The organism is Pseudomonas sp. TE9122 (assembly GCF_056278925.1).
On the sequence record NZ_JBWBQI010000001.1, the window covers coordinates 1454189 to 1480730 of the forward strand.

20 protein-coding genes are annotated in these 26542 nt (G+C 60.7%); 14 read left to right on the forward strand and 6 right to left on the reverse strand.

Translation table 11 applies throughout. The features are described from left to right. Positions 1–224: 224 nt before the first annotated feature. The 6 genes from ACZ9BE_RS06565 to prpD all read left to right on the forward strand — a co-directional run bounded on the left by ACZ9BE_RS06565 (position 225) and on the right by prpD (position 8810). On the forward strand, positions 225–947 hold the full coding sequence (locus tag ACZ9BE_RS06565) for a GntR family transcriptional regulator (protein ID WP_177180867.1): 723 nt from the start codon (positions 225–227) through the stop codon (positions 945–947). Continuing rightward, positions 944–1837, forward strand: a complete 894-nt coding sequence (gene prpB / locus ACZ9BE_RS06570; protein WP_024012298.1) for a methylisocitrate lyase — start codon at positions 944–946, stop codon at positions 1835–1837. Before ACZ9BE_RS06565 ends, prpB begins: the two co-directional genes overlap by 4 nt. Positions 1838–1974: 137 nt before the next feature. After that, positions 1975–3102, forward strand: coding sequence for a bifunctional 2-methylcitrate synthase/citrate synthase (prpC, locus tag ACZ9BE_RS06575; RefSeq protein WP_252869074.1), 1128 nt, complete (start codon positions 1975–1977; stop codon positions 3100–3102). 198 nt (positions 3103–3300) lie between these two features. Then, positions 3301–5895 (forward strand): Fe/S-dependent 2-methylisocitrate dehydratase AcnD, encoded by a 2595-nt coding sequence (gene acnD, locus ACZ9BE_RS06580; RefSeq protein ID WP_110646903.1) that lies wholly within the window; start codon positions 3301–3303, stop codon positions 5893–5895. 53 nt (positions 5896–5948) lie between these two features. After that, complete coding sequence (gene prpF / locus ACZ9BE_RS06585) at positions 5949–7139, forward strand: 2-methylaconitate cis-trans isomerase PrpF (protein ID WP_323621452.1); 1191 nt, start codon at positions 5949–5951, stop codon at positions 7137–7139. A gap of 186 nt (positions 7140–7325) precedes the next feature. Next, on the forward strand, positions 7326–8810 hold the full coding sequence (gene prpD, locus ACZ9BE_RS06590; protein ID WP_476249076.1) for a 2-methylcitrate dehydratase: 1485 nt from the start codon (positions 7326–7328) through the stop codon (positions 8808–8810). 62 nt (positions 8811–8872) lie between these two features. Here the strand turns inward: prpD and ppsR are convergent, their stop codons facing one another. Beyond that, a complete protein-coding gene (ppsR, locus tag ACZ9BE_RS06595) occupies positions 8873–9691 on the reverse strand; it encodes a posphoenolpyruvate synthetase regulatory kinase/phosphorylase PpsR (protein ID WP_476249077.1) in 819 nt (272 codons plus the stop codon). 174 nt (positions 9692–9865) lie between these two features. Between ppsR and ppsA the strand changes: the two genes are divergently transcribed. The 8 genes from ppsA (at position 9866) to ACZ9BE_RS06635 (ending at position 18097) form a co-directional block, all read left to right on the forward strand. After that, entirely contained in the window at positions 9866–12241 is a 2376-nt protein-coding gene (gene ppsA, locus ACZ9BE_RS06600) for a phosphoenolpyruvate synthase (RefSeq protein ID WP_041479139.1), read from the forward strand. Positions 12242–12426: 185 nt separating this feature from the next. Further along, positions 12427–13416 (forward strand): alpha/beta fold hydrolase, encoded by a 990-nt coding sequence (locus ACZ9BE_RS06605; protein WP_236169158.1) that lies wholly within the window; start codon positions 12427–12429, stop codon positions 13414–13416. A gap of 210 nt (positions 13417–13626) precedes the next feature. Beyond that, positions 13627–14118, forward strand: a complete 492-nt coding sequence (gene rraA, locus ACZ9BE_RS06610; protein WP_016773829.1) for a ribonuclease E activity regulator RraA — start codon at positions 13627–13629, stop codon at positions 14116–14118. 21 nt (positions 14119–14139) lie between these two features. Continuing rightward, positions 14140–15135 carry a zinc transporter ZntB gene (locus tag ACZ9BE_RS06615; RefSeq protein ID WP_016773830.1) on the forward strand — a complete coding sequence of 332 codons (996 nt, stop codon included), beginning with the start codon at positions 14140–14142 and terminating at the stop codon, positions 15133–15135. 63 nt (positions 15136–15198) lie between these two features. After that, positions 15199–15447 carry a hypothetical protein gene (locus ACZ9BE_RS06620; RefSeq protein WP_003223293.1) on the forward strand — a complete coding sequence of 83 codons (249 nt, stop codon included), beginning with the start codon at positions 15199–15201 and terminating at the stop codon, positions 15445–15447. A gap of 2 nt (positions 15448–15449) precedes the next feature. After that, a complete protein-coding gene (locus ACZ9BE_RS06625) occupies positions 15450–16274 on the forward strand; it encodes a mechanosensitive ion channel family protein (protein ID WP_016773831.1) in 825 nt (274 codons plus the stop codon). A 90-nt stretch (positions 16275–16364) separates the two neighbouring features. Then, a complete protein-coding gene (gene sigX, locus ACZ9BE_RS06630) occupies positions 16365–16955 on the forward strand; it encodes an RNA polymerase sigma factor SigX (RefSeq protein ID WP_016773832.1) in 591 nt (196 codons plus the stop codon). 107 nt (positions 16956–17062) lie between these two features. Further along, positions 17063–18097: an OmpA family protein gene (locus ACZ9BE_RS06635; protein WP_039762998.1), complete on the forward strand. Its 1035-nt coding sequence runs from the start codon at positions 17063–17065 to the stop codon at positions 18095–18097. Positions 18098–18199: 102 nt separating this feature from the next. Here the strand turns inward: ACZ9BE_RS06635 and cobA are convergent, their stop codons facing one another. From cobA to ACZ9BE_RS06660, 5 genes are all read right to left on the reverse strand, one after another. After that, a complete protein-coding gene (cobA, locus tag ACZ9BE_RS06640; protein WP_476249078.1) occupies positions 18200–18961 on the reverse strand; it encodes a uroporphyrinogen-III C-methyltransferase in 762 nt (253 codons plus the stop codon). A 13-nt stretch (positions 18962–18974) separates the two neighbouring features. Next, complete coding sequence (locus ACZ9BE_RS06645) at positions 18975–21686, reverse strand: nitrate reductase (protein WP_476249079.1); 2712 nt, start codon at positions 21684–21686, stop codon at positions 18975–18977. Continuing rightward, positions 21686–22003: a nitrite reductase small subunit NirD gene (gene nirD / locus ACZ9BE_RS06650; protein WP_016773836.1), complete on the reverse strand. Its 318-nt coding sequence runs from the start codon at positions 22001–22003 to the stop codon at positions 21686–21688. Before nirD ends, ACZ9BE_RS06645 begins: the two co-directional genes overlap by 1 nt. Further along, a complete protein-coding gene (nirB, locus tag ACZ9BE_RS06655; RefSeq protein WP_056784156.1) occupies positions 22000–24453 on the reverse strand; it encodes a nitrite reductase large subunit NirB in 2454 nt (817 codons plus the stop codon). Before nirB ends, nirD begins: the two co-directional genes overlap by 4 nt. 418 nt (positions 24454–24871) lie before the next feature. Then, positions 24872–26542: a bifunctional protein-serine/threonine kinase/phosphatase gene (locus tag ACZ9BE_RS06660; RefSeq protein WP_476249080.1), complete on the reverse strand. Its 1671-nt coding sequence runs from the start codon at positions 26540–26542 to the stop codon at positions 24872–24874.

Consider the following 26542-nt stretch of genomic DNA (forward strand, 5'->3'; position numbering starts at 1 on the left):
ATGCCACTCTTGTGGGAGCGAGCCTGCTCGCGAAAGCGCTGTGTCATTCGATGCAGAAGCCGGCTGATGTGCCGCCTTCGCGAGCAGGCACGCTCCCACAGTAATAGATGATCGATTGGCTGCGGTTATTAGACGATTGTCGACAATACCTATTTATCCTTTGACTGATGCGGTCTTATTGGCTAGTTTTTGCCGCATTGGATTTGAAGGTGTCGACAATCATGCTGGATCAACTCGATCCCCCGGTCATCAGTGGTGACGACTCCGAGACGCTGTCGGAAAACGTCTTCCGGCGCATCCAGGCCGCAATCGTCAAAGGCGAAATCGCCCCGGGCAGCAAGATTTCCGAGCCGGAACTGGCGCGCACCTATGGCATCAGCCGAGGCCCGCTGCGTGAGGCGATCCATCGTCTGGAAGGCCAGCGCTTGCTGGTGCGCGTGCCGCACGTCGGTGCGCGGGTGGTCTCGCTCAGTCATGCCGAATTGATCGAGCTCTACGAAATCCGTGAATCTCTTGAAGGCATGGCCTGCCGCCTCGCCGCCGAGCGCATGAGCGTCGAGGAAATCGACGAACTGCGCCGGGTCCTGGAAACCCACGAGCGCGATGCGGCGTTTCAGGCCGGCGTCGGTTACTACCAGCAGGAAGGCGACTTCGACTTTCATTACCGGATCATCCAGGGCAGCGGCAATCGCACGCTGACGCAGATGCTCTGCGGCGAGCTGTATCAACTGGTGCGCATGTACCGCATCCAGTTTTCCACCACGCCGAATCGCCCGCATCAGGCCTTCGCCGAACACCACCGCATTCTCGATGCCATCGCCGACCGTGACGGCGAGCTCGCGGAATTGTTGATGCGCCGCCACATCGGCGCCTCGAAACGCAACATCGCCCGTCACTACGAGGACGGCGCCCACAACAAGACAGCCACTGAACGAGGTGATGCATGACTTCCAACCTGAACACGCCGGGCCAGCGCTTCCGCGATGCGGTCGCCAGCGAGCATCCTTTGCAAGTGGTCGGCGCGATCAACGCCAACCACGCGCTGCTGGCCAAACGCGCCGGTTTCAAGGCGATCTACCTGTCCGGCGGCGGCGTGGCCGCAGGTTCTCTGGGCGTGCCGGACCTGGGCATCACCGGGCTGGACGACGTGCTCACCGACGTGCGCCGCATCACCGATGTCTGCGACCTGCCGCTGCTGGTGGATGTCGACACCGGTTTCGGCTCGTCGGCGTTCAACGTCGCGCGTACGGTCAAGTCGATGATCAAGTTCGGCGCGGCGGCGATTCACATCGAGGACCAGGTTGGCGCCAAGCGCTGCGGCCATCGCCCGAATAAAGAAATTGTCAGCCAGCAGGAAATGGTCGATCGCATCAAAGCCGCCGTCGATGCGCGCACCGACGACAGCTTCGTGATCATGGCGCGCACCGATGCGTTGGCGGTGGAAGGTCTGGAATCGGCACTCGATCGTGCGGCGGCGTGCATCGAGGCCGGCGCTGACATGATTTTCCCTGAGGCGATTACCGAGCTGGACATGTACAAGCTGTTCGCCAATCGCGTGAAAGCGCCGATCCTGGCCAATATCACCGAGTTCGGCGCAACGCCGCTGTACACCACCGAACAACTGGCCGGCGCCGACGTTTCTCTGGTGCTGTATCCGCTGTCGGCATTCCGCGCGATGAACAAGGCGGCGGAAAATGTCTACACGGCGATCCGCCGCGATGGCACGCAACAGAATGTCATCGACACCATGCAGACTCGCATGGAGCTCTACGATCGTATCGATTACCACACGTTCGAGCAGAAGCTCGATGCGTTGTTTGCACAGAAGAAAGGCTGAACAAAACCCTGTGGGAGCGAGCCTGCTCGCGAAGACGGACTGACATCCAACATTGATGTCGACTGATCCAGCGCTTTCGCGAGCAGGCTCGCTCCCACAAGTTTCCCCATACAAATTCAAGAAGATTGGAGAACACAATGGCCGAAGCAAAAGTACTCAGTGGCGCCGGGCTCCGTGGCCAGGTTGCCGGGCAAACCGCACTGTCCACCGTGGGCCAGGCCGGAGCCGGGCTGACCTATCGCGGCTACGACGTGCGTGAACTGGCCGCCGACGCGCAATTTGAAGAAGTCGCGTATCTGCTGCTGTACGGCGAACTGCCGACCAAAGCGCAACTGGCCGACTATCAAAGCAAACTGAGCAAGCTGCGCGACCTGCCGCAAGCGCTCAAGGAAGTGCTTGAGCGCATCCCGGCTGACGCGCATCCGATGGACGTCATGCGTACCGGTTGCTCATTCCTCGGCAACATCGAACCGGAGAAGGACTTCGCCGAACAGCGCGACAAGACCGACCGCCTGCTCGCCGCTTTCCCGGCGATCATGTGCTACTGGTATCGCTTCAGCCACGACGGCAAGCGCATCGACTGCGTCAGCGACGAGCCGACCATTGGCGGCCACTTCCTGCATTTGCTGCACGGCAAGAAACCGAGCGAACTGCACGTCAAAGTCATGAACGTGTCGCTGATCCTCTACGCCGAGCACGAATTCAATGCCTCGACCTTCACCGCACGGGTTTGCGCCTCGACCCTTTCCGATCTGTATTCCTGCGTAACAGCGGCAATCGGTTCGCTGCGCGGTCCATTGCACGGCGGCGCCAACGAAGCGGCGATGGAAATGATCGAGCGCTTCTCGTCGCCGGAAGAGGCGATCAAAGGCACCCTCGGCATGCTCGAGCGCAAGGACAAAATCATGGGCTTCGGCCACGCGATCTATAAGGACAGCGACCCGCGCAACGAGGTGATCAAGGGCTGGGCGAAAAAACTCGCGGACGAGGTCGGCGACAAGGTGCTGTTCCCGGTTTCCGAGGCCATCGACAAGACCATGTGGGAGCAGAAGAAACTGTTCCCGAATGCCGACTTCTATCACGCCTCGGCTTACCACTTCATGGGCATCCCGACCAAGCTGTTCACGCCGATCTTCGTCTGCTCGCGCCTGACCGGCTGGGCCGCGCACGTGTTCGAACAACGCGCCAACAACCGCATCATCCGCCCAAGCGCCGAGTACACCGGCGTCGAACAGCGCAAGTTCGTGCCAATCGAACGTCGCTGAAATGGTGGGCTGACCCGGAACCAGAGAACACCGCTAGACCCTGTGGGAGCGAGCCTGCTCGCGAAGACGGACTGACATTCAACATTGATGTCGACTGATATACCGCTTTCGCGAGCAGGCTCGCTCCCACAGTGGACGGTGTGTAACTCAGGTTTCTGGCCCACCCTTTGAAACCACCGTGACCCGAGTCCTGACCCGATGAACACAGAATTCCGCAAGAACCTGCCCGGCACGCCGCTGGATTACTTCGACACCCGCGCGGCGGTCGAGGCGATTGCGCCTGGCAGCTACGACACCCTGCCGTACACCTCCCGCGTGCTGGCGGAAAACCTCGTGCGTCGCTGCGACCCGGCCACGCTTACCGATTCGCTCAAGCAACTGATCGAACGCAAGCGCGATCTCGATTTCCCGTGGTTCCCGGCGCGGGTGGTCTGCCATGACATCCTCGGCCAGACCGCGCTGGTCGACCTCGCCGGTCTGCGTGACGCCATCGCTTTGCAGGGTGGTGACCCGGCGCAGGTCAACCCGGTGGTGCCGACGCAACTGATCGTCGACCACTCGCTGGCCGTCGAGGCGGGCGGTTTCGATGCCCAGGCCTTCGAGAAGAACCGCGCCATCGAAGATCGCCGCAACGAAGACCGTTTCCACTTCATCAACTGGACCAAAAAGGCCTTCAAGAACGTCGATGTGATCCCGCCGGGCAACGGCATCATGCACCAGATCAACCTGGAGAAAATGTCCCCGGTGATTCAGGTGCGCGAAGGCGTGGCGTTCCCCGACACTTGCGTCGGCACCGACAGCCACACGCCGCACGTCGATGCGCTGGGTGTGATTGCCATCGGCGTCGGCGGCCTCGAAGCCGAGAGCGTGATGCTCGGTCGCGCGTCGTGGATGCGTCTGCCGGAAAGCGTTGGCGTCGAACTGACCGGCAAGTTGCAACCGGGCATCACCGCCACCGACATGGTCCTGGCTTTGACCGAATACCTGCGCAAACAGAAAGTCGTCGGCGCATGGCTGGAATTCTTCGGTGAAGGCGCGGCAGCGCTGACCCTCGGCGACCGCGCGACCATTTCCAACATGGCCCCGGAATACGGCGCCACGGCAGCGATGTTCTACATCGATCAGCAGACCATCGATTACCTGAAGCTGACCGGTCGTGAAGACCAGCAAGTGCAACTGGTCGAGCAATACGCCAAGTTGACCGGCCTGTGGGCTGACAGCCTGAAAGGCGCGCAATACGAGCGCGGCCTGACTTTTGATCTGTCCTCGGTGGTGCGCAACATGGCCGGCCCGAGCAACCCGCACGCCCGCGTCGCGGTGTCCGATCTGGCGGCCAAAGGCATCTCCGGCCAGTGGGATGACGTGCCGGGGCAAATGCCCGACGGCGCGGTGATCATCGCCGCCATCACCAGCTGCACCAACACCAGCAACCCACGCAACGTCATTGCCGCTGGCCTGTTGGCGCGCAATGCCAACAAGCTCGGCCTGACCCGCAAGCCATGGGTCAAATCCTCGCTGGCGCCCGGTTCGAAAACCGTAGCGCTGTACCTCGATGAAGCGGGGCTGACCACTGAGCTGGAACAGCTCGGTTTCGGCGTTGTGGCATTTGCCTGCACCACGTGTAATGGCATGTCCGGCGCCCTCGATCCGCTGATCCAGCAAGAGATCATCGACCGCGATCTGTACGCGACCGCGGTGCTTTCCGGCAACCGCAACTTCGACGGCCGCATTCACCCGTACGCCAAACAGGCATTCCTTGCTTCGCCGCCGCTGGTGGTTGCCTACGCGATCGCCGGGACCATCCGTTTCGACATCGAAAAGGATGTGCTGGGCGTGGTCGATGGTCGGGAAATCCGCCTGAAAGACATCTGGCCGAGCGATGAAGAAATCGATGCGGTGGTGAAGTCGTCGGTCAAGCCTGAGCAGTTCCGTCAGGTCTACATTCCGATGTTCGCCGTGCATGAAGACACCGGGCCGAAAGTCGCGCCGTTGTACGACTGGCGCGAGATGAGCACCTACATCCGCCGTCCGCCGTACTGGGAAGGCGCGCTGGCCGGCGCTCGTCCGCTGAAGGGCATGCGCCCATTGGCGGTGCTGCCGGACAACATCACCACTGATCACCTGTCGCCATCGAACGCGATCATGCTCGACAGCGCCGCCGGCGAATACCTGGCAAAAATGGGCCTGCCGGAAGAGGACTTCAACTCCTACGCCACCCACCGTGGCGACCACCTGACCGCCCAGCGCGCGACATTCGCCAACCCGAAGCTGTTCAACGAAATGGTCGTGGAAAACGGCAAGGTCAAGCAGGGTTCGCTGGCGCGTGTCGAGCCGGAAGGCCAGGTCATGCGCATGTGGGAAGCCATCGAAACCTACATGCAGCGCAAGCAGCCGCTGATCATCATCGCTGGCGCTGACTACGGTCAGGGTTCGTCCCGCGACTGGGCGGCGAAAGGCGTGCGCCTGGCCGGTGTCGAGGCGATTGCCGCTGAAGGTTTCGAGCGCATTCACCGCACCAACCTGGTGGGCATGGGCGTGTTGCCGCTGGAATTCAAACCTGGCACCAACCGCCATACCCTGGCCATCGACGGCAGCGAAACCTACGACGTGATCGGCGAACGCAAACCCCGCGCGGATCTGACGCTGGTGATTCATCGCAAGAATGGCGAGCGCGTCGAAGTGCCGGTGACCTGCCGTCTCGATACCGCTGAAGAAGTGTCGATCTACGAGGCCGGCGGCGTGTTGCAGCGCTTCGCGCAGGACTTCCTCGAAGGCTCGGCGGTCGCCGTTTAAATCAACTTGTGGGCATGGGATTTTCAAGTCCCATGCCTTCGGTAAGGAGCACCATGGCTCACGCACCACAAATAAAAATCCCTGCGACTTACATGCGCGGCGGCACCAGCAAAGGCGTGTTCTTCAGCCTCAAGGATCTGCCCGAAGCAGCGCAGGTTCCAGGCCCGGCGCGCGACGCTTTGTTGCTGCGAGTGATCGGCAGCCCCGATCCCTACGACAAGCAAATCGACGGCATGGGCGGGGCGACGTCGAGCACTAGCAAAACCGTGATCCTGTCGAAAAGCACCCGCGCCGATCACGACGTCGATTACCTGTTCGGCCAAGTGTCGATCGACAAGCCGTTCGTCGACTGGAGCGGCAACTGCGGCAACCTCTCGGCTGCGGTCGGTTCGTTCGCCATCAGCAACGGTCTGGTCGACGTCAGCCGCATTCCGCACAACGGCGTGGCGGTGGTGCGCGTGTGGCAGGCCAACATCGGCAAGACCATCATTGCCCACGTCCCGATCACCAACGGCGAAGTGCAGGAAACCGGTGATTTCGAACTCGACGGCGTGACCTTTCCGGCGGCCGAAGTGCAGGTTGAATTCATGGATCCGGCGGCGGAAGAAGAGGGCGGCGGTGGCTCGATGTTCCCCACCGGCAATCTGGTCGATGAGCTTGAGGTCCCGGGTGTCGGCACGTTCAAGGCGACCATGATCAACGCCGGGATCCCGACGATATTCGTCAACGCCGAAGACATTGGCTACACCGGCACCGAACTCCAGGGCGCGATCAACGGCGATCCAAAAGCGCTGCTGATGTTCGAGACGATTCGTGCTTACGGTGCGTTGCGCATGGGCCTGATCGCCAATCTGGAAGAAGCCGCCAAGCGGCAGCACACGCCGAAAGTCGCATTCGTCGCCAAGCCTGCGGATTACGTGGCGTCGAGTGGTAAAGCGATTGCCGCTGGTGATGTGGACCTGCTGGTGCGCGCGTTGTCGATGGGCAAACTGCACCACGCGATGATGGGCACGGCGGCAGTGGCGATCGGCACGGCGGCGGCGATTTCCGGCACGTTGGTGAATCTTGCTGCCGGCGGCGTCGAGCGCAATGCCGTGCGCTTTGGACATCCGTCCGGGACGTTGCGCGTGGGCGCCGAGGCGACGCTGGAGAATGGCGAATGGGTGGTGAAGAAAGCCATCATGAGTCGCAGTGCGCGGGTGCTCATGGAAGGCTATGTCCGCGTGCCCGGCGATTGCTTTTAAGCAACAGCAATATCCTTGTGGGAGCGAGCCTGCTCGCGAAAGCGATGCATCAGACATGCAAATGTTGACTGACGCTCAGCCTTCGCGAGCAGGCTCGCTCCCACAGTGGATTGCATTTCAATCATAAGAAATCGTTAGCCCTGAACCGAGGTCCCATCAACGAACCACTTCACGAGTGAATCGAACATGAGCGCCAACGTCGACCTGAACAACCGTCCCGATTACGACGCAGTCCTGCAGGACATCGCCGACTACGTCCTCACCTTCAAGCCCGAATCCGCCGAGGCGCTGAACACCGCGCGCAACTGCCTGATCGACACGCTGGGCTGCGGTCTGCTGGCCCTGCGTTTCCCTGAATGCACGAAACACCTCGGCCCGATCGTCGAGGGCACGGTGGTGCCGTTCGGCGCACGAGTGCCGGGCACCAGTTATCGCCTCGATCCGGTCAAGGCCGCGTGGGACATCGGCTGTATCGTCCGTTGGCTCGATTACAACGACACCTGGCTTGCCGCCGAATGGGGGCATCCATCGGACAACCTCGGTGCCATCCTCGCCGTAGCCGATCACCTGTCGCAGAAACGCGTCGCCCACGGTGAGGCGCCGCTGACGGTTCGTGATGTGCTGGAAGCGATGATCATGGCCCACGAGATTCAAGGCGTGATCGCTCTGGAAAACTCCTTCAACCGGGTTGGACTCGACCACGTCATTCTGGTGAAAGTCGCCTCGACCGCCGTCAGCGCCAGACTGATGGGTGCCAATCGCGAGCAGATGCTGTCGGCGCTGTCCCATGCCTTCGCCGACGGTCAGGCGCTGCGCACCTATCGTCACGCGCCGAACGCCGGCTCGCGCAAATCCTGGGCGGCGGGGGATGCGGCGAGTCGCGGCGTGCGTCTGGCCGACATCGCCATGCGCGGTGAGATGGGCATTCCCGGCGTTTTGAGCGCGAAGCAGTGGGGCTTCTATGATGTTTCGTTCAGCCACACCAACAACGATCTGGCGCTGAAACCCGCGGACAAACGCGCTTTCAGCTTTTCCCGGCCGTTCGGCAGTTACGTGATGGAAAACGTGCTGTTCAAGATCAGTTTTCCCGCCGAATTCCATGCGCAGACGGCGTGCGAGGCGGCGGTGACCCTGCATCCGCAGGTGCGCAATCGCCTGCATGAGATCGACCGCATCGTCATCACCACCCATGAATCGGCGATCCGCATCATTTCCAAGGTCGGCCCGCTGGCCAATGCCGCCGATCGCGACCACTGCCTGCAATACATGACCGCCGTGCCGTTGGCATTCGGCAATCTGGTGGCGGAGCACTACGAAGACGACTTCCACAAGGCGCATCCGATCATCGATGTGCTGCGCGAAAAAATGGTCATCGTCGAAGAACCACGTTACAGCCGCGAATACCTCGAAGCCGACAAGCGCTCGATTGCCAATGCCGTGCAGGTGTTTTTCAAGGATGGCAGCAGCACCGATAACGTGCTGGTGGAGTACCCGATCGGCCATCGCCGCCGCCGCTCCGAAGGTATTCCGTTGCTGGAGGACAAGTTCAAGGCCAATCTGGCCACGCGTTTCGCCGGCCAGCGTTGCGCGGAGATTTTTGCGCTGTGCAAGGATCAGGCGCGGCTTGAAGCCACTCCGGTCAATCGATTCATCGATCTGTTTGTGCTCTGACAGACCGCGTTATCGTTCTTCGCGGGCTTGCCCGCGATAGCGTCAGATCAGGCACCGCAAACCTACTTGAACCGCCGCTCAACGCCTTTTTCCACCAGAATCTTCGCCGAAATCTCCTCGACGGAAAAATGCGTGGAATTGATGTGCGGAATGTTCTCGCGGCGGAACAGGTTTTCCACTTCGCGCACTTCGAATTCGCACTGGGCGTAGCTCGAATAACGGCTGTTGGGCTTGCGCTCGTTGCGAATCGCAGTCAGGCGGTCCGGGTCGATGGTCAGGCCGAACAGCTTGTGCTGATGGGCGCGCAGGGCCGTCGGCAGGGTCAGGCGCTCCATGTCGTCTTCGGTCAGCGGATAGTTGGCCGCGCGGATGCCGAACTGCATGGCCATGTACAGACACGTCGGCGTTTTGCCGCATCGCGACACGCCCACTAGTATCAGATCGGCTTTGTCGTAATAGTGGGTGCGCGCGCCGTCATCGTTGTCGAGGGCGAAGTTCACCGCCTCGATGCGCTCCATGTAATTGGAGTTGTGCCCGATGGAATGGGACTTGCCGACGGTGTAGGAAGAGTGCTCGGTAAGCTCCTGTTCGAGCGGCGCGAGGAAGGTCGAGAAAATGTCGATCATGAAACCATTGGACGTTGCGAGAATCTCACGGATGTCCTGATTGACGATGGTGTCGAAGATGATCGGCCGAAAGCCGTCGATTTCAGCGGCTTTGTTGATTTGTTGTACCATGGCCCGCGCTTTTTCCACGCTGTCGATGTAGGGCCGCGTGAATTTGCTGAAGGTAATGTTTTCGAACTGCGCCAGCAGGCTTTGACCCAGGGTTTCGGCGGTAATGCCGGTGCCATCGGAGATGAAGAAAGCAGATCGTTTCATTTGCACCTTGGGCCTTAAGCTAGTAACGAATCTTGGATATGATAGGCGCGATTTGCCGGCCGCCATTGGCCCGCATTCTCACTTATTTTCCAGGTCCAGGCCATACAACCGGCCAAGGCTCCCCCGGGCCGCCGGTTTCTGAGCTTTTCCAACACAGTTAGTGGAGAGATCACCTTGGTAGAGTACGTAGTTTCCCTCGATAAGCTCGGCAAACACGATGTTGAGCATGTGGGGGGCAAGAACGCATCCCTGGGCGAGATGATCAGTAACCTGGCAGGCGCCGGTGTTTCGGTCCCCGGCGGCTTCGCCACGACGGCTCAGGCCTATCGTGACTTCCTCGAACTGAGCGGCCTGAACGAGCAGATCCACAAGGCCCTCGACGCGCTCGACGTCGACGACGTCAATGCCCTGGCCAAGACCGGCGCGCAGATCCGCCAATGGATCATGGACGCCGAATTCCCCGAAAAACTGAATGCCGAGATCCGCACCGCGTTCGCCGCGCTGTCGGCGGGCAACCCTGACGTAGCCGTGGCCGTGCGTTCTTCTGCTACCGCCGAAGACCTGCCGGACGCCTCGTTCGCCGGTCAGCAGGAAACCTTCCTGAACATCCGTGGCGTGGAAAACGTAATCCGCGCCGCCAAAGAGGTGTTCGCTTCGCTGTTCAACGACCGTGCGATTTCCTACCGCGTGCACCAGGGCTTCGACCACAAACTGGTCGCCCTGTCGGCTGGCGTGCAGCGCATGGTGCGTTCGGAAACCGGCACCGCCGGCGTGATGTTCACCCTCGATACCGAATCCGGTTTCCGTGACGTGGTGTTCATCACCGGCGCTTACGGCCTGGGTGAAACCGTCGTACAAGGCGCGGTCAACCCGGATGAGTTCTACGTACACAAAGGCACGCTGGAGGCCGGTCGTCCGGCGATCCTGCGTCGCAATCTGGGCAGCAAAGCCATCAAGATGATCTACGGCGACGAGGCCAAGGCCGGTCGTTCGGTCAAGACTGTCGATGTCGACAAGGCCGAGCGCGCGCGTTTCTGCCTGACCGACGCCGAAGTCAGCGAGCTGGCCAAGCAGGCGATGATCATCGAGAAGCACTACGGCTGCCCGATGGACATCGAGTGGGCCAAGGACGGTGACGACGGCAAGCTGTACATCGTCCAGGCGCGTCCGGAAACCGTGAAAAGCCGCACCCAGGCCAACGTCATGGAACGTTACCTGCTGAAAGAAACCGGCACCGTGCTGGTGGAAGGCCGGGCGATCGGCCAGCGCATCGGCGCCGGCAAAGTACGGATCATCAAAGACGTCTCGGAAATGGACAAGGTCCAGCCGGGCGACGTGCTGGTTTCCGACATGACCGACCCGGACTGGGAACCAGTGATGAAGCGCGCCAGCGCCATCGTCACCAACCGTGGCGGGCGTACCTGCCACGCGGCGATCATCGCCCGTGAGCTGGGCATTCCGGCGGTGGTCGGTTGCGGTAACGCCACCCAGTTGCTGAAGGATGGCCAGGGCGTGACCGTATCCTGCGCCGAAGGCGACACCGGCTACATTTTCGAAGGCGAACTGGGCTTCGACATCAAGAAGAACTCCGTCGATGCCATGCCGGAGCTGCCGTTCAAGATCATGATGAACGTCGGCAATCCGGATCGCGCCTTCGACTTCGCCCAATTGCCGAACGCCGGCGTTGGTCTGGCGCGTCTGGAATTCATTATCAACCGCATGATCGGCGTGCACCCGAAAGCGCTGTTGAACTACGACGGCCTGCCGCAGGAAATCAAGGACAGCGTCGACAAGCGTATTGCCGGTTACAGCGACCCTGTCGACTTCTACGTCGACAAACTGGTGGAAGGCATCAGCACCCTGGCTGCAGCGTTCACGCCGAAAAAAGTCATCGTGCGTCTGTCGGACTTCAAGTCCAACGAATACGCCAACCTGATCGGCGGCAAGCTCTACGAGCCGGAAGAAGAAAACCCGATGCTGGGTTTCCGTGGTGCTTCGCGTTACATCAGCGAATCGTTCCGCGACTGCTTCGAGCTCGAATGCCGCGCGCTGAAACGCGTGCGCAACGAGATGGGCCTGACCAACGTGGAAATCATGGTGCCTTTCGTCCGTACGCTCGGTGAAGCCAGCCAGGTGGTCGATCTGCTCGCCGAGAACGGCTTGAAGCGCGGCGAGAACGGTCTGCGCGTGATCATGATGTGCGAACTGCCATCGAACGCGATTCTGGCCGAGGAATTCCTCGAATTCTTCGACGGTTTCTCGATCGGCTCCAACGACCTGACCCAACTGACTTTGGGTCTGGACCGTGACTCCGGGATCATCGCGCACCTGTTCGACGAGCGGAATCCAGCGGTGAAGAAGCTGTTGGCCAACGCCATTCAGGCGTGCAACAAGGCCGGCAAGTACATCGGCATCTGCGGTCAGGGTCCTTCGGACCACCCGGATCTGGCCAAGTGGCTGATGGAACAGGGCATCGAGAGCGTGTCGCTGAACCCGGACACCGTGCTGGAAACCTGGTTCTTCCTCGCCGAAGGTCAGGCGCAGGCTTGATCAACATGTGAACGGGCCGCGCCCCCTGTAGGAGCGAGCCTGCTCGCGAAGACGGAGCAACATTCACCATGGATGTTGATTGATACACCGCTTTCGCGAGCAGGCCCGCTCCCACATGGGCCGGGCCTTGAGATTGAAGTAGGGCGGGCTCCATCGGATGCCGCCCTTTTTTGTGCAAGAGCATTATGCAAAGCAGCAGCAACCTGTTTCCTGTCGCGCTGATCAGCGCCGAGCGGCGCGGCGATCTGAGCGAAGACGTCTATCGATTGAAACCCGGCAACAGCCCGGACTGGTCCGTGGAGATCGCCGTCACCCGCCTGGGCATGGCCGATGACACGGCGCCACGCGGCGTGCCGGTGATTCTGTTGCACGGCAGCTTTTCCAATCGGCGCTTCTGGTTTTCTCCCAAAGGCCTCGGGCTCGGCGCGTATCTGACGCGGCTGGGCTTCGACGTGTGGATTCCGGAAATGCGCGGTCACGGCCTGTCCCAGCGCAACGAAGACTATCGGCGCAACCGCGTGGCCGATTACGCCCGTTACGATCTGCCGGCGATTGCCGCGTTCGTGCGTGAGCAGAGCGGACAGATCCCGCACTGGATCGGCCATTCGCTGGGCGGCATCACCCTGGCAGCAGCGCTCGGCGGCGAGTATCTCGGCGAACCGGCCGTGGCCTCGGCGGCGTTTTTCGGCACCCAGGTCAGCCGCACCTATTGGCCTTTGAAAATCCCACCGGTGGAGTGGGGCGGGCGCTTTATTCTCAAGCGTTTCGCGCAGTTGTCCGGCTCACGCCTCAAACGCGGCCCGGAAGACGAACCGATCGGCCTGGCCATCGAAAGCATGCGCTGGTACGGCTTGTTCGGTCGCTTCGGCGACAAGGACAAGGACTGGTGGGCCGGACTTGCCGAGGTTCAGGTACCGGTACTTGCGGTGACGGCAGCGGGCGATCATCAGGATCCGGCGTGGGCTTGCCGCAAGCTGTTCGAGCAGATCGGCGCCGAGCACAAGCAGTTCATCAACCTGGGCCGCGAGCAGGGTTTCTCGGACAATTTCGGCCATGTCGAAATGTTGGTGAGCAAAGCAGCGCAGGCTGAAGTGTGGCCGCTGGTGGCGCGCTGGTTGAACGATCAGCAGACGCCGTTGCTGGCGCAGACGACGGATCTGGCCGCTGCGGTGTGAGGGGCGTTCCGTTCAGCCTGGCTTGCGGCTAAGATATGACGCATTGTGCGGTTCTGGTCATATTTCGTGACTGTTTAGCTATTACGTTTCAGGGTTTGTTCAGGTTGCGTCAGCGACCATGGCATGGACTAAGGTAAACAGCGACCGCCGGAACTCGTCTCATCAGAATGCGGCATCCTTGATCGTCTTCCTTGTTACAGGAGTTTTTCGATGGAACATTACCTTACGCCTGATCTGTGCGACGCCTACCCGGAGCTGGTGCAGGTGCTGGAACCGATGTTCAGCAATTTCGGTGGCCGGGATTCCTTCGGCGGCGAAATCGTGACCATCAAATGCTTCGAAGACAATTCGCTGGTCAAGGAGCAGGCCGAACTCAACGGCAAAGGCAAAGTGCTGGTGGTTGATGGCGGCGGTTCGCTGCGCCGCGCCCTGCTGGGCGACATGATCGCCGCCAAGGCCGCGCAGAACGGTTGGGAAGGGTTGGTGATCTACGGTTGCATCCGTGACGTCGACGTCATCGCCCAGACCGATCTCGGCGTGCAGGCGCTGGCCAGTCACCCGATGAAAACCGACAAGCGCGGCATCGGCGACCTCAACGTCCCGGTGACTTTCGCCGGCGTGACGTTCCACCCAGGTCAATACATTTATGCGGACAACAACGGCGTGATCGTATCGCCGAGCCCGCTGAAAATGCCTGAATAAGATTTTCAACAAGGGATGCGGATGTTCGAGGAAGAAAACGCGCAATGGGGGCTGGTGCATGCCCTGGTGCTGGACGGCAAGGGCGGTGCGCGTTCGATAGCCCGGACTGAGCTCGACGATTTGCAGCTGCAGGCCCATGAAAGCCTGTGGCTGCACTGGGATCGCAGCCATCCGCAGACCCAAACCTGGCTGCGCAAGTCCAGCGGGCTCAACGAATTCACCTGCGATCTGCTGCTGGAAGAGAACACCCGCCCGCGTCTGTTGCCATTGCCCGACTCCGAGCTGCTGCTGTTTCTGCGCGGGGTCAATCTCAACCCCGGGGCCGAACCGGAAGACATGGTCTCGGTGCGGATTTTTGCCTCCGCTCAGCGCGTGATTTCCCTGCGTTTGCGCCCGTTGCGGGCTACGGATGAGTTGCTGGCGCTGCTGGGGGAGGGCAAAGGGCCGAAAACGTCTTCTGAATTGATGCTGTATCTGGCGCAGTTCCTCACCAATAAAGTGCAGGATCTGGTCACGTGCCTGTCGGAAGTGGTCGATGAAGAGGAAGAAAAACTCGACGCCGACGAACGGTATACGCCCGAGCACGGGGCGATTTTGCACATCCGCCGTAGAGCGGCCGGGCTGAAGCGTTTTCTTGCGCCACAGCGGGATATTTTCGGACAGCTGACGCGGATAAAATTGCCGTGGTTCGTCGAAGACGACGCCGACTACTGGAACGAATTGAACAACAGCCTGACCCGTTATCTGGAAGAGCTCGAATTGACTCGAGAGCGTGTGGGGCTTGTGCTGGAGGCCGAAGATCGGCGTTTGAGCGTGCACATGAATCGCACCATGTACCGCTTCGGCATCATTACCTGCATCTTTTTGCCGATGAGTTTCATCACCGGTCTGCTGGGCATCAATGTCGGCGGTATTCCGTTTGCCGAAAGCCCGTATGGTTTCCTGATTGCCTGCCTGACGGTACTCGCCCTGGCGTTCGGTCAGTGGTGGTTGTTCCGTCGATTGCGCTGGGTGTGAACATGGCGCATGTGACCCGAGTAAAACTGCCCGCGTCTTTCACAGACATCACGAGAGGTGCGTATGCACGATCCGTTTGAACAGTCTTTGCGCGACATGCTCAACGCTTCGCCGTCCAGCCGCGACGACGATGCCTGCCTGGGCCGCGTACTCAAAACCGCCAACCGCCAGGTTGGCGCCGGTGATCTGTTCAGCCTGCTGGGCCGCTGGCTGCCCGCGCTGATGATCGCCCTGAACAATGGCTCGGCGCATGTCTCGCCGGTTTCCCGTCTTCGTAAAACCACTGCTCGCACTGCTGATAAGGCTGATTGAATATGGAACTTGATCTCTGGACTCAGAGCCTCGTCACTGCAATGACTGCGTTGTGGACCAAAGTCGCTAATTTCATTCCGAACCTGTTCGGCGCACTGGTTGTGCTGCTGTTGGGTTTCGTCGTGGCCAAGCTGCTCGACACCTTACTCTCCAAGTTGCTCGCAAAACTGGGCCTTGATCGCCTGATGGGCGGTACCGGGCTGACCAAGCTGATGTCGCGCGCCGGGCTGCAAGTGCCGATCTCGACGCTGATCGGTAAAATCGTCTACTGGTTCGTTCTGCTGATTTTTCTGGTTTCCGCAGCAGAATCCCTTGGCCTTGAGCGAGTTTCAGCTACGCTGGACATGCTGGCGTTGTATCTGCCGAAAGTATTCGGCGCCGCGCTGGTGTTGCTGGTCGGTGTCCTGCTGGCGCAACTGGCTAACGGGCTGGTGCGCGGCGCAGCAGAAGGCGTAGGCCTGGACTACGCTTCCGGGTTGGGACGGATCGCGCAGGGGCTGGTGATCATCATCAGCATCTCGGTGGCGATCAGCCAGCTCGAGGTCAAGACCGACCTGCTGAACCATGTAATTGTCATCGTTTTGATTACCGTTGGTCTGGCAGTTGCGCTGGCCATGGGTTTGGGAAGCCGGGAAATCGCCGGTCAGATTCTTGCGGGAATCTATGTGCGTGAGCTGTACGAGGTTGGGCAACAAGTGCGTGTTGGCGAGGTCGAAGGCCAGATCGAAGAGATCGGCACGGTTAAAACCACATTGCTGACCGATGAGGGTGAGCTAGTCTCTCTCTCCAATCGGATCCTGCTGGAACAGCATGTGAGTAGCCGCTAAACCGGCAAACCCTGCTAATGTATGCCGCCGCAAAATGCCAGCCGAGGCTGGTTGTGGCGGACATTGACCTGACTGTCGGCACGACTTGTTTTGAATAAAGCCCAACCGCTATCCACGCGCTACGACCCCCGCGAGCTCTCTGATGAGGAGTTGGTCGCGCGCTCGCATACCGAGCTGTTTCACGTAACGCGCGCCTACGAAGAGTTGATGCGGCGTTACCAGCGAACATTATTTAACGTCTGCGCGAGATATCTTGGGAACGATCGCGACGCAGACGATGTCTGTCAGGAAGTGATGCTGAAGGTGCTGTACGGCCTGAAGAACTTCGAGGGGAAATCGAAGTTCAAAACCTGGCTTTACAGCATCACTTACAACGAATGCATCACGCAGTATCGGAAGGAACGGCGTAAGCGTCGCTTGATGGACGCTCTCAGTCTGGACCCTCTTGAAGAAGCGTCTGAAGAAAAGGCGCCGAAGCCGGAGGAGAAGGGTGGGCTTGATCGCTGGCTGGTGTATGTGAATCCGATTGACCGCGAAATTCTGGTGCTACGATTTGTCGCAGAGCTGGAATTTCAGGAGATCGCAGACATCATGCACATGGGTTTGAGTGCGACAAAAATGCGTTACAAACGCGCTCTAGATAAATTGCGTGAGAAATTTGCAGGCATTGCTGAAACTTAGTTCAGCGCAAATATCTCTTACGTGTAGGCAAGTTCTGATAGACTTGCCGCCGAGTTGTCCCCCGGTTTGCGGGACTGCTTCACAATCACCAGATGGGGATTTAACGGATGAAACTGAAAAACACCTTGGGCTTGGCCATTGGTTCTCTGATTGCCGCCACTTCGTTCGGCGCTCTGGCACAAGGCCAAGGCGCAGTTGAAATCGAAGGCTTCGCTAAGAAAGAACAATTCGACAGCGCTCGTAACTTCAAGAACAACGGCAACCTGTTCGGCGGTTCGATCGGTTACTTCCTGACCGACGACGTTGAACTGCGTCTGGGCTACGACGAAGTGCACAACGTACGTGCCGACGATGGCAAGAACGTCAAAGGCGCTAACACCGCTCTGGACGCTCTGTACCACTTCAACAACCCAGGCGACATGATTCGTCCATACGTTTCGGCCGGTTTCTCTGACCAGAGCATCGACCAGAACGGTTCGAACGGTCGTAACCGTTCCACCTTCGCCAACGTTGGCGGCGGTGCCAAGCTGTACTTCACCGAGAACTTCTACGCCCGTGCCGGCGTTGAAGCTCAGTACAACATCGACCAGGGCGACACCGAGTGGGCTCCTAGCGTCGGTATCGGTGTGAACTTCGGTGGCGGCTCCAAGCCAGCTGCTGCTCCAGTTCCAGCACCTGCTGAAGTCTGCTCCGACAGCGACAACGATGGCGTTTGCGACAACGTTGACAAGTGCCCGGACACCCCAGCCAACGTAACCGTTGACGCTGATGGCTGCCCAGCAGTTGCTGAAGTTGTTCGTGTTGAGCTGGACGTGAAATTCGACTTCGACAAGTCGGTAGTCAAGCCTAACAGCTACGGCGACATCAAAAACCTGGCTGACTTCATGAAGCAGTACCCATCCACCACCACTACTGTTGAAGGTCACACTGACTCCGTCGGTCCTGACGCTTACAACCAGAAACTGTCCGAGCGTCGTGCAAACGCCGTTAAGCAAGTTCTGACCAACCAGTACGGTGTTGAATCGTCCCGCGTTCAGTCTGTTGGCTACGGCGAATCCCGCCCAGTTGCTGACAACAAAACTGAAGCTGGCCGCGCTGTAAACCGTCGCGTAGAAGCGCAGGTTGAAGCTCAAGCTAAGTAATTAGCTGCCGCTGATGGAAAAGCCCGGCTCAGGCCGGGCTTTTCTTTGTCTGCGATTTGGCTTTGAGTCTTGAAAGATCGCAGCCTGCGGCAGCTCCTACATTCAGATCATATGTGTCCTGTAGGAGCTGCCGAAGGCTGCGATCTTTTGCTCTTCCACGACACCAGCCACCGCACCAATCACCAGAATCGCCGGACTTTTCAACTCAAACGCCGAGGCATCCTCAGCCATCGCAGTCAGATCACTGCGACATTCACGCTGATGCGCCAAAGAGGCGTTTTCGATCATCGCCACTGGCGTATGCGCCGCCATCCCTCCGGCGAGCAGCTGATCACGAATCTCGCCCAGCTTGGCCACGCCCATGTAAACCACCAGCGTCGTCCCGCCTTGCGCCAACGCCTGCCAGTTCAACTGGCTGTCATCCTGCGTGTGCGCAGTCACCAACGTTACCCCGCGCGCCACGCCACGCAACGTCAGCGGAATATCGCACTGCGTCGCTCCGGCCAGCCCGGCGGTAATGCCATTGACCAGTTCCACTTCAACCCCGCGCTCGCGCAACCACTGCGCTTCTTCGCCACCGCGGCCGAAAATGCACGGATCGCCGCCCTTCAGGCGCACCACGCATTTGCCCTGGCGCGCATAACGCAGCATCAGGCGATGAATGAATGCCTGCGGCGTCGAACGGCAGCCGCCGCGCTTGCCGACGGGAATAACCCGCGCAGCCGGGCAGTGCTCCAGCACCGCGTCGTTGACCAGATCATCGATCATCACCACATCGGCCTCGCGCAACGCGCGCACCGCTTTGAGCGTCAGCAACTCCGGATCGCCAGGGCCTGCGCCCACCAGCCAGACTTTCGCATTCATGGTGTTGTCCTCGTTAAATGACCGCGACCGGCCGCGCTTCGGCAGCCAGCAGACGCTTGATTTCCGGCACGCAGGAACCGCATTGCGTGCCGCATCGGAGATTGTTTTTCAGGCCTTGCAGATCCAGTCCCTGGCGAATGCCGGCGCAGACTGCGTTGAGGCTGACGTTTTCGCAATTGCACAAGGTCTTGTCGGTGGCGATCGCTCCGACAGCGCCCGGCGGCGCGCTCATCGGCGCGAGCAGCCAGCGCCGCAGTTGTTGGTCGGCGCGGCCCTCCAGCCACAGGCTCTGCAACCAGTGTTGCGCAAGGGTTTCGCCGGCCAGACGAATCGCAGTGATACGGCCGTTCTCGATGCGCACCCGCTTGCCAATGGCGCGACGCGGATCGTCGTAGGCCAGAACCGGGCCATCCAGCAAGGACAGGCATTGGTCGATCTCGCCCAGCAGCTGTGGATCCGGCGCCTGGCCGTGTGCAGCGCGTATCAGCAACGCTGGCCGCTCACGCCCGACAAGGCTGAGGCTGACGTAGGAAAACGCCTCGCACAGCGGTCGTAGCGTCTCGAAATGCCGCTGAACATCACCCTCGATCAAAGCGAACAGTTGCCACGGCAGGTTGACTGCCTCCAGACGCACGCCGCTGTGCTTGAGCTCCGGTTGCTTGGACAGCGGATCAAACGCCGGCAAGGTCAGCGTGTTGACGCCGCCCTTGAGATAGCGATCGCCCCAGTGCATCGGCAGGAACGCCTGGCCCGGACGCACGCTGTCGTCGCTGCCGACCGCAACAATCACCGCGCCACGGCGGCTTTTCAGATTGACCAGATCACCGGGCTGCAAGCGGTGCCGACGCATTTCGTCAGGGTGCAGGCTCAGTACGGCTTCGCTGACGTGGCCGAACAATTGCGCGGCGGTGCCGGTGCGGCTCATGCCGTGCCACTGGTCACGCAGGCGACCGGTGATCAAAGTCAGCGGGAAGCGCGCGTCGCGTTGTTCCTTGGCGGCGCGGTACGGATCGGCAATGAATTGCGCGCGGCCGCTAGCCGTAGGAAAGACGCCGTCTTCGTAGAGTCTTGTAGTGCCTTGCCGGGCGCCGGCAGGGAAGGGCCATTGCTGCGGACCGATCTCGTCGATCAAGGCATGACTGATTCCGCACAGATCCAGGTCTCGCCCTTGGGTCAGCAGTTTGAATTCATCAAACAACTGCGCAGGTTGATCGAAAGCGAACAGGCTCGGCTGCCTGGGGCGCAGACGTTTCTCCAGACGCTGTGCGAAATCCACCGTGATTGCCCAGTCCGGCCGCGCTTCGCCCGGTGCGACAACCGCTTTGCGCACGTGGGAAATACGCCGCTCGGAGTTGGTCACCGAACCTTCTTTCTCGCCCCAACTGGCGGCGGGTAACAGCAGGTCCGCAAACGCAGCGGTTTCGGTGGTGCGAAAGGCTTCCTGCAACACTACAAAAGGGCAGGCCTCAAGCGCTGCGCGGACTGCGCTCTGATCAGGCATCGATTGCGCCGGGTTGGTACAGGCGATCCACAGCGCTTTGATCTTGCCGCTGCGCAGGCTTTCGAACAGCTCGATGGCGCTCAGGCCCGGCGCCTCGGGCAAGCTCTCGACGCCCCAGTACGCCGCCACCTCGGCGCGATGTTCCGCATTGCCGGCATCGCGATGGCCCGGTAGCAGATTGGACAGACTGCCGGTTTCCCGCCCGCCCATGGCATTTGGCTGACCCGTCAGGGAGAAAGGTCCAGCACCGGGCCGGCCAATTTGCCCGGTGGCCAGGTGCAGATTGATCAGCGCACTGTTTTTTGCGCTGCCGGCGGTGGACTGATTCAGGCCCATGCACCACAGCGACAGGAAGCTCGGCGCAGTGCCGACCCATTCTGCGCATTGCTGCAGTTGCTCGATGCTGATGCCGCACAGTTGCGAAACCATTTGCGGGGTGTAATCGCGCACAAGGGTTTTGAGTTCGGCGAGGCCTTCGGTGTGCGCCTTGATGAAATCGCGATCAATCCAGTCTTCCCACAACAGCAGATGCAAAATCCCATGGAACAAAGCGACATCGGTGCCCGGAAGAATCGCCAGATGCAGGTCAGCCAAATCGCAGGTATCGGTGCGACGCGGGTCGATCACGATGACTTTCATCTGCGGGCGACGGGATTTGGCTTCCTCCAGTCGACGGAAAAGTACCGGATGGGCGTAGGCCATGTTACTGCCGACGATCATCACGCAGTCGCTGAGCTCCAGGTCTTCGTAACTGCACGGCGGCGCGTCGGCGCCGAGGCTGCGTTTGTAGCCGACCACCGCCGAGGACATGCACAGCCGCGAATTGCTGTCGATGTTGTTGGTGCCGACCAGCGCCCGCGCCAGTTTGTTGAAGGCGTAATAGTCCTCGGTGAGCAACTGTCCGGAGATGTAGAACGCCACGCTGTCCGGGCCGTACTCGGCGATGGTTTCGGCGAACACGTTGGTCGCGTGGTCGAGGGCGGTATCCCAGTCAGTACGGCTGCGCGCCAGGCCTTTGCCCAGGCGCAGTTCCGGGTACAAGGCGCGGGCGGCGAGGTCGCCGGTCAGGTGCAGCGTCGAGCCTTTGCTGCACAGTTTGCCGAAGTTGGCCGGGTGCGCCGGATCGCCGCTGACGCCGAGGATGCGCTCGCCGTCATGCTCGATCAGTACGCCGCAGCCGACCCCGCAGTAACAGCAGGTCGAGGCGGTCGTCTGGCGGTTCATCAGATGGCGTCCCGCAGGGCCAGTTGCACCCGGCCATTCTCGACCCGCGCCGGATGATGGTGCGCACAGCCGATGTCCGGCGCCTGGGCTTCGCCGGTTTCGAGGTCGATCTGCCAGTTATGCAGCGGGCAGGCCACGCGCTTGCCATAGATCAGGCCCTGCGACAGCGGCCCGCCCTTGTGCGGGCAGCGGTCATCGAGTGCGAAAACCTCGTCGTCGCTTGTACGAAAAATCGCGATGTCACCTTTCGGCCCGGCAATGATCCGCGAACCGAGGGCGTTGATCTCTTCCAGCGCACAGATATCGAGCCAGTTCATGCCGGCACCTCCAGGTTTTTCACGGGGATCACGTCGAATTCTTTCTTCAGTTGCGGCTGCGCCAGGCGCTCCTTCCACGGGTCCTGTTCGAACGACAGGGAGAATTGCAGCCGCTCGTTCAGGGCCTTGCGCCGCTCGGCGTCTTCGAGCACGTTCTTCTTGATGTGCTCCATGCCGACCCGTTGCAGGTAATGCACGGTGCGTTCGAGGTAGAAGGCTTCTTCGCGGTAGAGCTGCAGGAACGCGCCGTTGTATTCGCGGACTTCTTCGGCAGTCTTGAGCTTGACGAAGAACTCGGCGACTTCGGTCTTGATCCCGCCGTTGCCACCGATGTACATCTCCCAGCCGGAGTCGACGCCGATAATTCCTACGTCCTTGATGCCGGCTTCCGAGCAGTTGCGTGGGCAACCGGACACTGCCAGCTTCACTTTGTGCGGCGACCACATATTGAACAGGTCGTGTTCGAGCTCGATGCCCAGTTGCGTCGAGTTCTGCGTGCCGAAGCGGCAGAACTCGCTGCCAACGCAGGTTTTCACCGTGCGGATGGATTTGCCGTAGGCGTGGCCGGACGGCATGTCGAGGTCTCTCCAGACGCCGGGCAGATCCTGTTTCTTGATCCCCAGCAAGTCGATGCGCTGACCGCCGGTGACCTTGACCATCGGCACGTTGTACTTGTCGGCCACATCGGCGATTCGGCGCAGTTCTGATGGGTTGGTGACGCCGCCCCACATGCGCGGCACCACCGAATAGGTGCCGTCCTTCTGGATGTTGGCGTGGGCGCGTTCGTTGATCAGGCGCGATTGCGGATCGTCCTTGGCCTCGCCCGGCCAGGTGGAAATCAGGTAGTAGTTGAGCGCCGGGCGACAGGTCGCGCAGCCATTCGGTGTGCGCCAGTTCAGGTAACTCATGGTCTCGGCGATGGTCAGCAGGTGTTCCTGACGGATCGCCTGACGAATCTGCCCGTGGTTGAGGTCGCTGCAACCGCAGATGGCTTTTTCGCTTTTCGGTTTGACGTCCGCCGCGCCGCCCACGGTATTGATCAGAATTTGCTCGACCAGACCGGCGCAGGAACCGCAGGAGCTGGCAGCCTTGGTGTGTTTCTTCACTTCATCGACGCTGAACAGGCCGTGTTCCTGAATCGCCTTGACGATGGTGCCCTTGCAGACACCGTTGCAGCCGCAGACTTCGGCGCTGTCGGCCATGACCATGGCTTTGTCCTGGCCCTGATGTCCTACGTCGCCTAAGGCGTTTTCGCCGAACATGAGGTGATCGCGGATTTCGCCGATGGCGTGATTCTCACGAATCTGCCGGAAATACCAACCGCCATCTGCCGTATCGCCGTACAGACAGGCGCCGACCAGCACGTCATCCTTGATCACCAGTTTTTTGTACACACCGCCGATCGGGTCGGAGAGGGTGATGGTTTCGGTGCCTTCGCCGCCCATGAAGTCGCCGGCGGAGAACAGGTCGATGCCGGTGACTTTCAATTTGGTCGAGGTCACTGAACCCTGATAGCGAGCGAAACCCAGTTGTGCGAGGTGATTGGCGCAGACCTTGGCTTGTTCGAACAGCGGTGCAACCAGACCGTAGGCAATGCCGCGATGGCTGGCGCATTCGCCGATTGCGTAGATGCGCGGGTCGTAGGTTTGCAGGGTGTCATTGACCAGAATCCCGCGATTGCACGGGATGCCGGCCTTTTCTGCCAGTTCAGTGTTGGGACGGATGCCGGCGGCCATCACCACCAGATCGGCAGGGATGATGTCGCCGTTCTTGAACTGCACCGAGCCGACCCGGCCATTGCCGGCATCGTGCAAGGCTTGGGTCTGTTCGCACAGGCGGAAATGCAGGCCACGGGATTCCAGCGCCGATTGCAGAAGCTGGCCGCTGGTCTTGTCCAGTTGCCGCTCCAGCAGCCATTCGCCGAGGTGCACCACGGTCACGTGCATGCCGCGCAGCATCAGGCCGTTGGCCGCTTCGAGGCCGAGCAGACCGCCGCCGATGACCACGGCGTGCTTGTGGGTCCTGGCGGTGTCGATCATGGCCTGGGTGTCGGCGATGTCGCGGTAACCGATCACGCCCTGCAAGGTGTTGCCGGGGATTGGCAGGATGAACGGGGTCGAGCCGGTGGCGATCAGCAGACGGTCGTACTCGGCTTCGGTGCCGTCCTCGGCAATCACTCGGCGTTTGACCCGGTCGATCTCCACCACTTTGCGGTTGAGCAGCAGCTTGATGTTGTTTTCCAGGTACCAGTCGAGGTCGTTGAGCACGATCTCTTCGAAGGTCTGCTCACCGGCCAGCACCGGCGACAACAGGATGCGGTTGTAGTTGGTGTGCGGTTCGGCGCCGAAGACGGTGATGTCGTAGAGCTCGTCGCTCAGTTTGAGCAGTTCTTCCAGGGTACGCACCCCGGCCATGCCATTGCCGATCATCACCAGTTTGAGTTTCTTCATCAGGTTCTCCGGGAGCTGCGGCTGGCCTCTGGTGGGCCGTCGGGCCTTGCTCGACAAATTTTGCGCAAACAAAAAAAGGCGTCCCGCTAGTTGCCTAGCGAGGACGCCTTTGTCCTGGTCCCGTTCTCTCGGGAAGCGCAGCCTTCGTCGTTGAAGGATGGGCTTTATGTATGGTGAAAAGGGTAATGCAGTGGTTGTGCCAACTAGGATGGACGCGGATTCATTGGGGATTCGGGTTGTGAGAAAAGGTTTTTTTGCACCGAATCGAGGCGTGTTGCTCGTTCGTGGCGCGTTAATTCTTGGGGTTATGCGGTGTGACGCCGAATGCCTTCGCGAGCAGGCTCGCTCCCACAAGGTGTCTGCGAACGACACAAATTCGCTGTGGGAGCGAGCCTGCTCGCGAATGGCGCGGCGCGGTTCAACTGTGAAACAACAAAACCAGCAGCACCACATTACCCAGCAATGCCAGAAGCGCCATGGTCCGCCAGACCTTCAACGGCTCCCGCTCCAACAAAGGCCGGGGCCGCACACTCAAACTTTGCCGCTCACCCTGTTCCAGCACTAGCAGCCACTCTTCAGCGGTTTCGAAGCGTTGCTGCGGATCGGCGGCGACGCCGCGTTCCAGACTTTGCGCCAGCCAGTCCGGCAGGTCCGGGCGATAGCGACTGGCATTCACCGGCACGCCGAATCGGGGCCGCTGAAACGCTTCGATCTCGCCATAGGGGAAATGCCCGGTGAGCAGGTAATAGAGAGTGACGCCGACTGAATACAAATCCTGCTGAGCATTCGGTGGTTCGCCACGAAACGCTTCGGGGGCGATAAAGCTTGGCGTTCCCGGCAGCGTCGCCGGCGCGTCTTGCGACAGCCCAGGGCAGTAAGCCAGACCGAAATCCAGCAGGCGCAGCTCGCCGTCGTCACCTGACAGCAGGTTTTCCGGTTTGATGTCGCGATGCAGAATCTGCCGCCGATGCAGCAGCCCGACCGCGCGCAATAGCCGTTCGGCGATGTCCTGCCACTGCGCCAAAGGCAACGGGCCGCTGTGTTGAAACACGTCGGCCAGCGTCGTCCCGGCGTATTCGCACATGACGTAATACAAATGCTGACGCTGAGTGCAGGCATGGATTTGCGGAAAATGCCGGCCGGCCACGCGCTTGAGAAACCATTCCTCGGACAGCAGCGCCTGCCCGGCTTGCGGGTCGTCGGCCAAGCGCGTCGGCAAGGTCTTCAACAGCCAAGGCTGGCCCTGACTATCGAGCACGCGATACAGCAATGATTGCTGGCTCTGGCCGATGATGCCTTGCACCTGCCAGCCTTCAAACGCTTGCCCGGGTTTCAGCGTTGGCGGCAGTGGCCATTGCTGCAATTGCACCAGCGCATCGCCGATGCTCGCTTCGCCCAGCGCATCGACGCGCACCAGCAGGGCACTGGCGTTGTCCTGACTGCCGGCCAGATGCGCGGCGTTGACCAAGGTTTGCGCCGCGCTGTGCAGGTCCGGTTGATCACGCAGAATCGCCGCGATCGCGGTATCGCCCAAGGTCGACCAGACGCCGTCGCTGAGCAGCACGAAGCTTTCGCCCTCACGCAGTTCGCCGTCGAGGAAATCCAGGACCAGATGCTGATCGAGCCCGAGCGCACGTTTGAGCACGTGTTGCATGCCCGGTTGCTCCCAGACGTGATCCTCGCTGATGCGCTGCAAGCGCTCGGCGTGCCAGCGATAGACCCGGCAATCGCCGACGTGGGCGAGGGTGAAGCGCCGACCGCGCATCACCAGCGCGCTGACCGTGGTCAGCAGCGGTTGCCCGCCGCCGTTGGCCTGCAGCCAGCGATTTTGCGCGAGCAGCAGGCGATCCAGCGCCTGGGCCACGCTCCAGGTTTCCGGCGTGGCGTAGTAGTCCAGCGCCAGGGCCTGCAAGGTCGAACGCGCGGCGAGGCCGCCATCGGCGCACTGGCTGACGCCGTCGGCGATGGCGAACAGATAACCCTTGCTCACCGCCAGTGCCGGCGCCGGTGTCACTGAACGCAGGGCGTCCTGATTCTCCGCGCGCGGGCCGGTGGCGCTGGCTTCGGCGAAACTCAGTTGCAGGGCCAT

Coding starts and splice junctions, on each gene's coding strand:
- prpB (WP_024012298.1), top strand. CDS start 944: ATGACTTCCAACCTGAACACGCCGGGCCAGCGCTTCCGCGATGCGGTC.
- prpC (WP_252869074.1), top strand. CDS start 1,975: ATGGCCGAAGCAAAAGTACTCAGTGGCGCCGGGCTCCGTGGCCAGGTT.
- acnD (WP_110646903.1), top strand. CDS start 3,301: ATGAACACAGAATTCCGCAAGAACCTGCCCGGCACGCCGCTGGATTAC.
- prpF (WP_323621452.1), top strand. CDS start 5,949: ATGGCTCACGCACCACAAATAAAAATCCCTGCGACTTACATGCGCGGC.
- prpD (WP_476249076.1), top strand. CDS start 7,326: ATGAGCGCCAACGTCGACCTGAACAACCGTCCCGATTACGACGCAGTC.
- ppsR (WP_476249077.1), bottom strand. CDS start 9,691: ATGAAACGATCTGCTTTCTTCATCTCCGATGGCACCGGCATTACCGCC.
- ACZ9BE_RS06605 (WP_236169158.1), top strand. CDS start 12,427: ATGCAAAGCAGCAGCAACCTGTTTCCTGTCGCGCTGATCAGCGCCGAG.
- rraA (WP_016773829.1), top strand. CDS start 13,627: ATGGAACATTACCTTACGCCTGATCTGTGCGACGCCTACCCGGAGCTG.
- ACZ9BE_RS06615 (WP_016773830.1), top strand. CDS start 14,140: ATGTTCGAGGAAGAAAACGCGCAATGGGGGCTGGTGCATGCCCTGGTG.
- ACZ9BE_RS06620 (WP_003223293.1), top strand. CDS start 15,199: ATGCACGATCCGTTTGAACAGTCTTTGCGCGACATGCTCAACGCTTCG.
- ACZ9BE_RS06625 (WP_016773831.1), top strand. CDS start 15,450: ATGGAACTTGATCTCTGGACTCAGAGCCTCGTCACTGCAATGACTGCG.
- ACZ9BE_RS06635 (WP_039762998.1), top strand. CDS start 17,063: ATGAAACTGAAAAACACCTTGGGCTTGGCCATTGGTTCTCTGATTGCC.
- cobA (WP_476249078.1), bottom strand. CDS start 18,961: ATGAATGCGAAAGTCTGGCTGGTGGGCGCAGGCCCTGGCGATCCGGAG.
- ACZ9BE_RS06645 (WP_476249079.1), bottom strand. CDS start 21,686: ATGAACCGCCAGACGACCGCCTCGACCTGCTGTTACTGCGGGGTCGGC.
- nirD (WP_016773836.1), bottom strand. CDS start 22,003: ATGAACTGGCTCGATATCTGTGCGCTGGAAGAGATCAACGCCCTCGGT.
- nirB (WP_056784156.1), bottom strand. CDS start 24,453: ATGAAGAAACTCAAACTGGTGATGATCGGCAATGGCATGGCCGGGGTG.
- ACZ9BE_RS06660 (WP_476249080.1), bottom strand. CDS start 26,542: ATGGCCCTGCAACTGAGTTTCGCCGAAGCCAGCGCCACCGGCCCGCGC.